This is a genomic window from Pseudomonas sp. AC242 (assembly GCF_979258655.1).
Genome location: NZ_OZ409873.1, coordinates 244,069 through 256,494 on the forward strand (window position 1 = coordinate 244,069; position 12,426 = coordinate 256,494).

Annotated in this window: 11 protein-coding genes; 6 read left to right on the forward strand and 5 right to left on the reverse strand. The window is 59.5% G+C overall.

The annotated features are described in order from the left end of the window. Positions 1-59: 59 nt before the first annotated feature. A complete protein-coding gene (gene algW / locus ACZZ0A_RS01025; RefSeq protein WP_007912377.1) occupies positions 60-1,217 on the reverse strand; it encodes a Do family serine endopeptidase AlgW in 1,158 nt (385 codons plus the stop codon). Positions 1,218-1,320: 103 nt separating this feature from the next. Between algW and ACZZ0A_RS01030 the strand changes: the two genes are divergently transcribed. The 3 genes from ACZZ0A_RS01030 (at position 1,321) to cysN (ending at position 5,151) form a co-directional block, all read left to right on the forward strand. Then, positions 1,321-2,079: a Nif3-like dinuclear metal center hexameric protein gene (locus ACZZ0A_RS01030; RefSeq protein ID WP_095112670.1), complete on the forward strand. Its 759-nt coding sequence runs from the start codon at positions 1,321-1,323 to the stop codon at positions 2,077-2,079. A gap of 246 nt (positions 2,080-2,325) precedes the next feature. After that, positions 2,326-3,243 carry a sulfate adenylyltransferase subunit CysD gene (gene cysD, locus ACZZ0A_RS01035; protein WP_007912374.1) on the forward strand — a complete coding sequence of 306 codons (918 nt, stop codon included), beginning with the start codon at positions 2,326-2,328 and terminating at the stop codon, positions 3,241-3,243. Positions 3,244-3,252: 9 nt separating this feature from the next. Next, on the forward strand, positions 3,253-5,151 hold the full coding sequence (gene cysN / locus ACZZ0A_RS01040; protein ID WP_095112669.1) for a sulfate adenylyltransferase subunit CysN: 1,899 nt from the start codon (positions 3,253-3,255) through the stop codon (positions 5,149-5,151). A 179-nt stretch (positions 5,152-5,330) separates the two neighbouring features. Here cysN and ACZZ0A_RS01045 read toward each other — a convergent pair whose 3' ends face one another. From ACZZ0A_RS01045 to ACZZ0A_RS01055, 3 genes are read right to left on the reverse strand one after another with little or no spacing between them, the layout of a single operon-like run. Then, positions 5,331-6,233: an acyltransferase gene (locus ACZZ0A_RS01045; RefSeq protein ID WP_463542404.1), complete on the reverse strand. Its 903-nt coding sequence runs from the start codon at positions 6,231-6,233 to the stop codon at positions 5,331-5,333. Next, positions 6,234-8,333, reverse strand: a complete 2,100-nt coding sequence (pta, locus tag ACZZ0A_RS01050) for a phosphate acetyltransferase (RefSeq protein WP_007912369.1) — start codon at positions 8,331-8,333, stop codon at positions 6,234-6,236. Positions 8,334-8,393: 60 nt separating this feature from the next. Further along, positions 8,394-8,720, reverse strand: coding sequence for a DUF3565 domain-containing protein (locus ACZZ0A_RS01055; protein ID WP_081498742.1), 327 nt, complete (start codon positions 8,718-8,720; stop codon positions 8,394-8,396). Between ACZZ0A_RS01055 and ACZZ0A_RS01060 the strand changes: the two genes are divergently transcribed. The 3 genes from ACZZ0A_RS01060 (at position 8,689) to ACZZ0A_RS01070 (ending at position 11,079) form a co-directional block, all read left to right on the forward strand. Next, complete coding sequence (locus ACZZ0A_RS01060; protein WP_007912368.1) at positions 8,689-9,174, forward strand: FKBP-type peptidyl-prolyl cis-trans isomerase; 486 nt, start codon at positions 8,689-8,691, stop codon at positions 9,172-9,174. The two genes, ACZZ0A_RS01055 and ACZZ0A_RS01060, sit on opposite strands and share 32 nt — an antisense overlap. Before the next feature lie 123 nt (positions 9,175-9,297). Next, positions 9,298-9,780: a glutathione peroxidase gene (locus ACZZ0A_RS01065; RefSeq protein WP_007912363.1), complete on the forward strand. Its 483-nt coding sequence runs from the start codon at positions 9,298-9,300 to the stop codon at positions 9,778-9,780. Between the two features lie 195 nt (positions 9,781-9,975). Further along, complete coding sequence (locus tag ACZZ0A_RS01070; RefSeq protein WP_007912361.1) at positions 9,976-11,079, forward strand: NADH:flavin oxidoreductase; 1,104 nt, start codon at positions 9,976-9,978, stop codon at positions 11,077-11,079. Positions 11,080-11,214: 135 nt separating this feature from the next. Here ACZZ0A_RS01070 and ACZZ0A_RS01075 read toward each other — a convergent pair whose 3' ends face one another. Beyond that, a complete protein-coding gene (locus tag ACZZ0A_RS01075; RefSeq protein ID WP_095112666.1) occupies positions 11,215-12,414 on the reverse strand; it encodes a glycosyltransferase family 4 protein in 1,200 nt (399 codons plus the stop codon). Between the last annotated feature and the right edge of the window lie 12 nt (positions 12,415-12,426).

Below are 12,426 nucleotides of genomic sequence, written 5' to 3' on the forward strand. Positions count from 1 at the left end.
ACAATATAACATGCCTGTTGAGAATGTCTTTTATCCGCGCATTCCGCGCGAGCAAAGTTTTATTCTTCTTTTTCTTTCACCGGTGCCGGTGGCGGACGCAGGCCGATTTCAGCGGTGAGCTTGATCTCTTTGCCGTTGCGCATCACCTGAATCGTCACTTTGTCGGTCGGCTTGATCCGCGCGACCTGGTTCATCGAACGGCGACCATCGCCGGCCGGCTCGCCATCGATACTCAGAATCACGTCACCCAACTGCAGGCCTGCCTTCTGCGCCGGGCCATCGCGGAAGATCCCCGCGACGACAATCCCCGGGCGCCCGGACAAACCGAACGACTCGGCCAGTTCCTGCGTCAGCGGTTGCACTTCAATCCCCAGCCAGCCACGAATCACCTGACCGTGCTCAATGATCGACTTCATCACTTCCATCGCCAGTTTCACCGGGATCGCAAAGCCAATGCCTTGCGAGCCGCCGGACTTGGAGAAAATCGCCGTGTTGATGCCGGTGAGGTTGCCGTTGGCATCGACCAGTGCGCCGCCGGAGTTGCCCGGGTTGATCGCCGCGTCGGTCTGGATAAAGTCTTCGTAGTTGTTCAGGCCCAACTGATTACGCCCGGTGGCGCTGATGATGCCCATGGTCACGGTCTGGCCGACGCCAAACGGGTTACCGATGGCCAGCGCGACGTCGCCGATGCGGATGTTGTCGGAACGGCCGACCGTGATCGCCGGCAGGGTTTTCAGGTCGATCTTCAACACCGCGAGGTCGGTTTCCGGATCACTGCCGATCACGCGGGCGAGAGTTTCACGGCCGTCCTTCAGGGCGACCACAATCTGATCGGCGCCGCTGGTCACGTGGTTGTTGGTGAGGATGTAGCCTTCCGGGCTCATGATCACGCCGGAGCCGAGGCTCGATTCCATGCGTTTCTGCTTTGGCGAGTTATCACCAAAGAAGCGGCGGAACTGCGGATCTTCAAACAGCGGATGCGCCGGTTTGTTGATGACTTTGGTGGTGTACAGATTGACCACCGAGGGCGCTGCGATAGTTACCGCATCGGCATAGGACACCGGCCCCTGCTGCACGCTGGTGGTTTGCGGGGCCTGTTGCAGGTTGACGTCGAGGCTCGGCAGCCCGACCCACTGCGGGTAACGCTGAATAATCAACAGAGCGATAAGCACGCCGGCCAACAGTGGCCAGCCCATAAAACGCAGCGCCTTGAGCATTAAGCACGTCCTGGAAGAGTTGCAGGCGGGGTCAGACCGCCCATAATGTCGCGCATTATACGAGGCCGCGCGCGCCTCTGAACGGGATATTTAGGAGTCTTTCATGGCCGTTGCCCTCAGCACCCTCGTCGAAGAAGCCGACCGTTACCTCGGCAGTGCGAAAATTGCCGATTATTGCCCGAATGGATTGCAGGTTGAGGGCCGTCCGCAAGTGATGCGCATCGTCAGTGGCGTCACGGCCAGTCAGGCCTTGCTGGATGCCGCCGTCGAGGCCGGGGCCGATCTGGTGCTGGTGCACCACGGTTACTTCTGGAAGGGCGAGAACCCTTGCATCACTGGCATGAAGCAGCGTCGACTGAAGACCTTGCTCAAGCACGACATCAGTCTGCTCGCTTACCACTTGCCGCTGGATTTGCATCCTGATGTCGGCAATAACGTGCAGCTTGCTCGGCAATTGGACATCACTGTTGAAGGCCCGCTGGATCCGGATAATCTTAAAATCGTTGGTCTGGTCGGGTCTTTGAAAGAGCCGATGACCGCGCGCGATTTCGCCCGCAAGGTGCAAGAAGTCATGGGCCGCGAACCGTTGCTGATTGAAGGTAATCCGATGATCCGCCGGGTCGGCTGGTGCACCGGCGGCGGTCAGGGCTATATCGATCAAGCCGTCGCCGCAGGCGTCGATCTCTATCTGAGCGGTGAGGCTTCCGAACAGACCTTCCACAGTGCCCGCGAGAACGACATCAGCTTCATTGCCGCCGGCCACCACGCCACCGAGCGCTATGGCGTACAGGCGCTGGGCGACTACCTGGCAAAACGCTTTGCCGTCGAACACATCTTCATCGACTGCCCCAACCCGATCTGATTTCACGCCGTTCCGTGTGTAGGAGCTGCCGAAGGCTGCGATCTTTTGATCTTGTTTTTTAACAGACCAGATCAAAAAGATCGCAGCCTTCGGCAGCGCCTACAGGGGGCGGCGCCCAAACGAGTGGGCATATTCATATACCCTTTCGATCTAGTTGGCGTCCTGATTAGAAGAGGCCGCTGTGCTAGGATTCCCCGCTCGAACACGGCCCGCTGGCCGTTCATAAGAAAGTTTTCGTGAGTAGCCATGGTCGACAAACTGACGCATCTGAAACAGCTGGAGGCGGAAAGCATCCACATCATCCGCGAGGTGGCCGCCGAGTTCGATAACCCGGTGATGCTGTACTCCATCGGTAAAGACTCCGCCGTGATGCTGCACCTGGCACGCAAGGCGTTCTTTCCGGGCAAACTGCCGTTTCCGGTGATGCACGTCGACACCCGCTGGAAATTCCAGGAGATGTACAAGTTCCGCGACAAGATGGTCGAAGAACTGGGCCTGGACCTGATCACCCACATCAACCCCGATGGCGTGGCGCAGAACATCAACCCGTTCACCCACGGCAGTGCCAAGCACACCGACATCATGAAAACCGAAGGCCTGAAACAGGCACTCGACAAGCATGGTTTCGACGCAGCCTTCGGCGGCGCCCGTCGCGATGAAGAGAAATCCCGTGCCAAAGAGCGCGTGTACTCGTTCCGCGACAGCAAGCACCGCTGGGACCCGAAAAATCAGCGTCCCGAGCTGTGGAACGTCTACAACGGCAAGGTCAACAAGGGCGAATCGATCCGCGTATTCCCGCTGTCGAACTGGACCGAACTGGACATCTGGCAGTACATCTACCTCGAAGGCATCCCGATTGTGCCGTTGTACTTCGCCGCCGAACGCGAAGTGATCGAGAAGAACGGCACGCTGATCATGATCGACGACGAGCGCATCCTCGAGCACCTGTCCGATGAAGACAAAGCGCGCATCGTCAAAAAGAAAGTGCGTTTCCGCACCCTTGGCTGCTACCCGTTGACGGGCGCCGTGGAGTCCGAGGCCGAAAGCCTCACGGACATCATTCAAGAAATGCTCCTGACGCGAACTTCCGAGCGCCAGGGCCGAGTCATCGACCACGATGGCGCCGGCTCGATGGAAGATAAAAAACGTCAAGGCTATTTCTAAGGGGCTGTCATGTCGCACGTATCTGATTTGATCAGCGAGGACATCCTCGCCTACCTGGGCCAGCACGAACGTAAGGAACTGCTGCGCTTTTTGACCTGCGGTAACGTCGATGACGGCAAGAGCACCCTGATCGGGCGCCTGCTGCACGACTCGAAGATGATCTACGAAGATCACCTCGAAGCGATTACCCGCGATTCGAAGAAAGTCGGCACCACCGGTGATGACATCGACCTGGCGTTGCTGGTTGACGGCCTGCAGGCCGAGCGTGAGCAGGGCATCACCATCGATGTCGCCTACCGCTATTTCTCCACCGCCAAACGCAAATTCATCATCGCCGACACGCCCGGCCATGAGCAGTACACCCGCAACATGGCCACCGGTGCCTCCACCTGTGACCTGGCGATCATTTTGGTCGACGCGCGTTACGGCGTGCAGACCCAGACCCGTCGCCACAGCTTCATCGCCTCCCTGCTGGGGATCAAACACATCGTCGTCGCCATCAACAAGATGGACTTGAAGGACTTCGATGAAGGCGTGTTCGAGTCGATCAAGGCTGACTACCTGAAGTTCGCCGAAGGCTTGAAGATGAAGCCGACCAGCATGCACTTCGTGCCGATGTCTGCCCTCAAGGGCGACAACGTGGTGAACAAGTCCGAGCGCTCGCCGTGGTACACCGGCCAGTCGCTGATGGAAATCCTCGAGACCGTGGAAGTCGCGGGCGACCGCAACTTCACCGATCTGCGTTTCCCGGTGCAGTACGTCAACCGTCCGAACCTGAACTTCCGTGGTTTCGCCGGCACCCTGGCCAGCGGCATCGTGCACAAGGGCGACGAAGTCGTGGTGCTGCCGTCGGGCAAGAGTAGCCGCGTGAAATCCATCGTTACCTTCGAAGGTGAGCTGGAGCACGCAGGTCCAGGTCAGGCGGTAACGTTGACCATGGAAGACGAAATCGACATCTCCCGTGGCGACCTGCTGGTGCATGCCGACAACGTGCCGCCGGTCACCGACAGCTTCGAAGCGATGCTGGTGTGGATGGCTGAAGAGCCGATGCTGCCTGGCAAGAAATACGACATCAAACGCGCCACCAGTTACGTGCCGGGCTCGATCGCCAGCATCGTCAACAAGGTCGACGTCAACACCCTCGAAGAAGGCCCGGCGAGCGCGTTGCAGCTCAACGAAATCGGCAAGGTGAAGATCGCGCTCGACGCGCCGATCGCCCTCGACGGTTACGAAAGCAACCGCACCACCGGCGCGTTCATCATCATCGACCGTTTGACCAACGGTACCGTTGGCGCCGGCATGATCGTCGCGCAGCCAGTGACCCACGGTACCGCCACCCATCACGGCAAACTGGCGCATGTTGCCACTGAAGAACGCGCTCAGCGCTTCGGTCAGCAACCGGCCACTGTGCTGTTCAGCGGCCTGTCGGGCGCGGGCAAGAGCACGCTGGCTTACGCGGTCGAGCGCAAGCTGTTCGACATGGGCCGTGCGGTGTTTGTGCTGGATGGCCAGAACCTGCGTCAGGACCTGAACAAAGGCCTGCCACAGGATCGCGCCGGTCGCACCGAGAATTGGCGTCGTGCCGCGCACGTCGCGCGTCAGTTCAACGAAGCGGGTCTGCTGACCTTGGCCTCGTTCGTCGCGCCAAGCGCTGAAGGGCGTGAGCAAGCCAAGGATCTGATCGGCAAGGATCGTCTGCTGACGGTCTACGTACAGGCCTCGCCGGCCGTGTGCGCCGAGCGTGATCCGCAAGGTCTGTATGCCGCCGCTGGCGACAACATCCCGGGCGAATCCTTCCCGTACGACGTACCGCTGAATGCCGATCTGGTGATCGACACGCAGACGCTGAGTGTGGAAGAGAGCGTCAAGCAAGTGCTGGATCTGCTGCGCAAGCGTGGCGCGATCTAAGCACTGAAGCAGCGACTGGCTTCTAGCTTCAAGCTGCAAGAAAAAGCCCGCCGATGAGTGATCATCGGCGGGCTTTTTTGTCGCTTTGAGAGTGTCAAAAGATCGCAGCCTTCGGCAGCTCCTACATTGGATCGGCGTACACCCTGTAGGAGCTGCCGAAGGCTGCGATCTTTTGATCTTTAATTCGCTGGATATTCGCGGTGCATCTGTTCCAGCAGCGCATCCTTGTCCAGCCACAGCTGATTGATCCAGCCCTGAAACTGCAATCGATATTCGCCGTCCTGATCGTAATTCTTGCCAATGAACTGCTGCGGAATCTTCAGCTCCTCAAAGTGCACCAGTACATCGCGCACATTGCCGCACAGCAGGTCCCAGAACCCGGGACGCCCGGCCGGGTAGTGGATCGTCACGTTGACGATCGACTCCAGCTGTTCACCCATCGCATCCAGCACAAACGCAATTCCGCCAGCCTTGGGCTTGAGCAGGTATTTGAACGGCGACTGCTGCTGCGCATGCTTACCTTCAGTGAACCGCGTACCTTCGACGAAGTTGAAAATTCCCACCGGGTTATTACGAAACTTCGCGCAAGTCTTACGGGTGGTTTCCAGGTCTTTGCCTTTCTTCTCCGGGTGCTTGGCCAGGTACGCCTTGGAGTAGCGTTTCATGAACGGAAAGCCCAGCGCCCACCAGGCCAGACCGATCACCGGTACCCAGATCAGTTCCTGTTTGAGGAAGAATTTCAGCGGCTGAATACGGCGGTTGAGCACGTATTGCAGCACCAGAATATCGACCCAGCTCTGGTGGTTGCTGGTGATCAGATATGAGTGTTGATAGTCGAGGCCTTGCAAACCGCTGATGTGCCAGCGCGTGCGGCGCACCAGGTTCATCCAGCCCTTGTTGTTGCTGATCCACGCTTCATGGGTATGGCTCATCAGCCAGAGCGAAGCTCGCCGGGCGAAATCGAACGGCAACACTTTGATCAGCGCCACGCAGAACAGAAACGAGCACAGCAGAATCGTATTAAGTGCCAACAGCAGCGAGGCAATCACGCCGCGCAACGGTGCAGGTAGAAAATCCAGCATTTACACATCCATAGGTCGGTTGGCGGCTTGAATCGCGGTGAGGGCGATGGTGTAGACGATGTCATCGACCTGCGCGCCGCGCGGCAAGTCATTCACTGGTTTGCGCAGGCCTTGCAGCATCGGCCCGAGGCTGACGCAATCGGCGCTGCGTTGCACGGCTTTGTGCGTGGTGTTGCCGGTGTTCAGATCGGGGAACACAAACACCGTGGCGCGGCCGGCCACCTGACTGTTCGGCGCCAGTTGCCGGGCCACGTCGGCGTTGGCAGCAGCGTCGTATTGCAGCGGGCCGTCGATCAGCAGTGAATGCTGTTGTTCGTGGGCGAGCAGGGTGGCTTCGCGGACTTTCTCGACTTCTTCGCCGGTGGCCGATTCGCCGCTGGAGTAGCTGATCATCGCCACACGCGGAGTGATGCCGAATGCCGCCGCCGAGTCAGCGCTTTGCAGGGCGATCTCGGCCAGTTCGCTGGCGCTCGGGTGCGGATTCATCACGCAGTCACCGTAAACCAGCACTTCCTCCGGGAAGAGCATGAAGAACACCGACGACACCAGCGTGCAGCCCGGGGCAGTCTTGATCAACTGCAGGGCCGGGCGGATGGTATTGGCGGTGGTGTTGATCACGCCCGAGACCAGGCCGTCGACTTCATCCAGTGCAAGCATCATGGTGCCGATCACCACGGTGTCTTCCAGCTGCTGCTCGGCCATTGGTGCATTGAGGCTTTTGGTTTTGCGCAGGGCGACCATCGGCTCGACGTAGCGCTCGCGGATCAAATCCGGATCGAGAATCTCCAGCCCCGGCGGCAGCACGATGCCTTGGGCGCGAGCGACCGCTTCGACGTCTGCAGGTTTGGCCAGCAACACGCAACGGGCAATCCCGCGTTCCTGACAGATCGCCGCCGCTTGCACGGTGAACGGCTCGCTGCCTTCGGGCAGGACGATGCGCTTGTTCGCCGCCTGCGCGCGCTGAATCAACTGATAGCGGAATACGGCGGGCGACAGGCGCATTTCCCGTGGCGTGCCGCAACGCTGGTGCAGCCACTTGGCGTCGAGATGGCTGGCGACAAAATCAGTGATGATTTCCGCACGCTCGCGGTCGTCGATGGGGATTTCCTTGTTCAGGCCGTTGAGCAGGTTGGCGGTGTCGTAAGAGCCGGTGCTCACCGACAACACCGGCAAACCGGCCTGCAACGCGCCTTGGCACAAGTCCATGATGCGTGGATCAGGCAAGGTGTCGCTGGTCAGCAGCAGACCGGCCAGCGGCACGCCGTTGATCGCCGCCAGGCTGACGGCGAGGATGATGTCGTCGCGATCACCCGGTGTCACCACCAGCACGCCGGGCTTGAGCAGCTCGACGGTGTTGCGCATGGTCCGTGCGCAAATGATGATTTTGGTCATGCGCCGGGTTTCGTAGTCACCGGCATTGAGCACTTGCGCGCCCATCAGGTCGGCGACGTCACGGGTGCGTGGTGCGTTGAGTTCAGGCTGGAACGGAATGCAGCCAAGCAGACGGAAATCACCGCTGCGCAGCAACGGCGAATGCTCTTTCAGACGCGTGGCGAAGGCGTCCATGCTCTCGTCGGTCTTGACCTTGTTGAGGATCACGCCGAGGACTTTCGGGTCTTTCGGCCCACCGAACAATTGCGCCTGCAACTCGACGCGACCGGACAGCTCGGCAAGTACTTCGTTTTCCGGCGCCGAAACCAGAATCACCTCGGCATCGAGGCTCTTGGCCAGGTGCAGGTTGACTCGCGCGGCGTAGCTGGCGCTGCGGGTCGGCACCATGCCTTCGACGACCAGCACGTCTTTGCCGATGGCGGCTTGCTGATACAGGGTGATGATTTCTTCGAGCAACTCATCGAGCTGACCGTCGCCAAGCATCCGCTCGACGTGGGCCAGGCCCAGCGGCTGCGGTGGTTTCAGGCCATGTGTGCGCGCCACCAGTTCGGTGGAACGTTCAGGGCCGGTGTCGCCGGGGTGCGGCTGCGCAATCGGTTTGAAGAAGCCGACTTTCAGGCCCGCTCGCTCCAGCGTACGCACCAGCCCGAGGCTGATGGAGGTCAGACCCACGCCAAAATCGGTGGGCGCGATAAAAAAAGTTTGCATGCGAATTCTCTAAGGGTGCATGGCAATGGCGATCATCTTTTACTGACAATCTGCCGAAATTCAGTCGCCAAGGTTATCGCTAACCGAGCCTTGTGCGCACCAACCGCAGGCAAAGGGTTGGCCTATTTTTTCAATACGTTGCGCCGGGTCGAGCACCCAGGCACGTGATTGCCAGGGCGGCTGATGGCGCAGGTGTTGGGTGTGGCCACAGGAAAGCTCGGCCACCCAATGGCCTTCTTCGTCTTGATGGAAGCCTGCGATCGTTGAAACCCGTTTGTCCGGGTTGTGTTCGCTTTCGCGCGTTTGCTTCGCTAAACTTGGCCTTTCTATATTCTTATGCAAAAGGTCTCGCCCCATGCTGATCGCCGCCAATAAGGCTGTCTCCATCGACTATACCCTGACCAACGACGCTGGTGAGGTCATCGACAGCTCCGCCGGCGGCGCTCCGCTGGTCTACCTGCAAGGCGCAGGTAACATCATTCCAGGCTTGGAAAAAGCGCTGGAAGGCAAAGCTGTTGGTGACGAGCTGGAAGTTTCCGTTGAGCCGGAAGACGCTTACGGTGAATACGCTGCTGAGCTGGTCAGCACCCTGAGCCGCAGCATGTTCGAAGGCGTTGACGAGCTGGAAGTCGGCATGCAGTTCCACGCTTCGGCGCCGGACGGCCAGATGCAAATCGTCACCATCCGTGACCTCGACGGCGACGACGTAACAGTCGACGGCAACCACCCACTGGCCGGTCAGCGCCTGAACTTCAAAGTGAAGATCGTTGACATCCGTGACGCCAGCCAGGAAGAAATCGCTCATGGCCACGTCCATGGCGAAGGTGGCCATCACCACTGATTTTCTGCGCTAAGCTTCGAGTACTGGAGAGGCGCCTGCGGGCGCCTTTTTAGTCCGCGGCTGTCCTTGGTGGCCTCGCCAAGTGGCTGTTTCGAGTAGAACATGGGAATCCTGGAGTTCGTCATGAGTGCTTTTCACGACCTTAAGTTGACAGCCCTGGATGGCCAGGAGCTACCGCTGGCGCCGTTCAAGGGCCAAGTCGTGCTGGTGGTCAACGTCGCCTCCAAGTGCGGCTTGACCCCACAGTACGCGGCGCTGGAAAACCTCCATCAGCAATTCAAAGGCAAAGGCTTCAGTGTGCTGGGCCTGCCGTGCAACCAGTTTGCCGGTCAGGAACCCGGTTCTGAAAAAGAAATTCAGGACTTCTGCAGCCTTAACTATGGCGTGACGTTTCCGTTGTCGAGCAAGCTCGAAGTCAACGGCCACGAGCGTCATCAGCTCTACCGTCTGTTGGCGGGCGAGGGCGCGGAGTTTCCCGGTGACATTACCTGGAATTTCGAAAAGTTTTTGCTCGGCAAGGACGGCCGGGTGTTGGCGCGGTTCTCGCCGCGTACGGCGCCGGATGATCCGACCATTGTGCATGCGATTGAAAAAGCGCTGAGCTGAAACAGCAAGATCAAAAGATCGCAGCCTTCGGCAGCTCCTGCAGGTGACCTCAAAACCCCATGTAGGAGCTGCCGAAGGCTGCGATCTTTTGCTTTGCGTCTTTTAATCCTTAATCACCCAAATCAATAGTGCTGTTCAAAGGGTTCACGTCTCCATATTATCGCCGTCATAAAGCCTTCTCTGTGGAGCCCATCGATGCCCGTTCAAGCCTTGTTCAAACCGTTCCACCTCGGTGCCCTCGAACTGCCGACCCGCGTGGTCATGGCGCCGATGACTCGCTCCTTCTCCCCGGGCGGCGTGCCTAATTCGAAAGTCATCGAGTACTACCGTCGTCGCGCAGCGGCCGGTGTCGGCCTGATCATCACCGAAGGCACCACCGTCGGCCACATCGCCTCCAACGGTTACCCGAACGTGCCGCAGTTCTTTGGTGACGCGCCATTGGCCGGCTGGAAGAAAGTCGTCGACGCCGTTCACGCTGAAGGCGGCAAGATTGTTCCGCAGCTGTGGCATGTGGGCAGCGTACGCCGCATCGGCACCGAGCCGGACGCTAGCGTGCCGGCTTACGGCCCGTCGGAAAAACTCAAGGACGGTCAGGTCGTGGTGCACGGCATGACCAAGCAAGACATCCAGGACGTGATCGCAGCCTTCGCTCAAGCGGCCAAAGACGCACAAAGCATCGGCATGGACGGCGTGGAAATCCACGGTGCGCACGGTTACCTGATCGACCAGTTTTTCTGGGAAGGCAGCAACCAGCGCAGCGACGAATACGGCGGCAGCCTGGCCAACCGTTCGCGCTTCGCCATCGAACTGATTCAAGCGGTGCGTGCGGCCGTTGGCGAAGGTTTCCCGATCATCTTCCGTTTCTCGCAGTGGAAGCAGCAGGATTACACCGCGCGTCTGGTGCAAACCCCAGAAGCACTGGGCGAATTCCTCAAGCCGTTGTCCGACGCCGGTGTGGATATTTTCCACTGCTCGACGCGGCGTTTCTGGGAGCCGGAGTTCGATGGTTCCGAGCTGAACCTGGCAGGCTGGACCCGCAAGCTCACCGGCAAGCCGACCATCACCGTCGGTAGCGTCGGTCTCGATGGCGAGTTCCTGCAGTTCATGGTCAACACCGACAAGGTCGCGCAACCGGCCAGTCTGGAGAACCTGCTGGAGCGTTTGAACAAAGAGGAATTCGATCTGGTGGCGGTTGGGCGCGCGCTGTTGGTCGATCCGGATTGGGCGCAAAAAGTCCGCGAAGGGCGTGAACAGGATATTTTGCCGTTCAGCCGTGAGGCGTTGATGACGCTGGTTTAACCAGCGCCCCTACTGACGCTATCGCTGGCAAGCCAGCTCCCACAGGTTTCATGGGTGTTCACACGACCTGTGGTCACTGGAAATCCCTGTGGGAGCTGGCTTGCCAGCGATGGCGGTTTCAAACGCAACAATAATTCAAGGCAATGTCTGCGCATTCGGCACCACTTGCTCCCCCACACAAGCCCCGCGCAAATGCTTTTCAAACTGCTCGATAACCGCCGGCCATCCCTGGCGGCTCGCATGCTGCCGCGCATTCAAACGCACGCAGCGCAACGCCTCATCCTCTTCCAGCAACCACGCCGCCGCCTCGCAGAACGCCTGTTCATCACCGGGCATCGCCAGCACGCCGTTGTAACCATGGCGAATATGCTGCGCCGCTGCAGCTTGATCGTAAGCCACCACACCCAGCCCCGAGGCCAGTGCCTCCAGCACGACATTGCCGAAGGTTTCGGTCAGGCTGGGAAACAGAAATATATCGCCGGACGCGTAGTGCGCCGCCAACGCTTCACCACGCTGTGAGCCGCAGAAAATCGCCTCGGGCAAATCCTTTTCCAGCGCTAGCCGTTGCGGCCCGTCGCCGACCACGATCAGTTTCAGATTGCGCTGTGGATAAGTGTCCCGCAGTTTTTCGAAGCAGCGTTTGAGCAGGCCAAGGTTCTTCTCCGGCGCGAGTCGTCCTACGTGGATCACCGCAATGTCCTGCTCGGACAGGCCCCATTGCTCACGCAAGGCATTCAGCCGTTTGCTTGGATGAAATAGCTGGCTGTCGACACCGCGCGACAACAGCGCCAAGCGCTCGAAATGGCGTCGCTCCAGTTCCAGTCGCTGGCTGACGCTCGGCACCAGAGTCATGGCCGAGCGATTGTGAAACCAGCGCAAATAATGCGTCAGCATTCGCGTCAGCAGTCCGAGGCCGTACTGACTGGTGTATTGCTGAAAGTTGGTGTGAAACCCGCTAACCACCGAAATGCCCAAACGCCGCGCCGCACGCAGGGCCGATAAGCCGAGTGGGCCTTCCGTGGCGATGTACAGCACATCGGGACGCTGACGTTTCCAGCGTCGCAGCAGTTTGTGCATCGACGATTGCCCCCATTGCAGCCCCGGATATCCCGGCAACGGCCAGCCACGGCACAACAGCAACGCGTCGTCTTCACTGCGCTGCGGATCGCCGGCCTGACGCGGGCGCACCAGTTCCACTTGGTGGCCGCGCGCGCGCAGCCCATCGCACAAGCGGCCAAGAGTATTGGCCACCCCGTTGATTTCCGGTGGAAAGGTTTCGCTGATCAGGGTGATGTGTAGAGCTGTCGTCATGGCCTCAGTGTCGACTGAGGCCATGTCGTGCTTGTG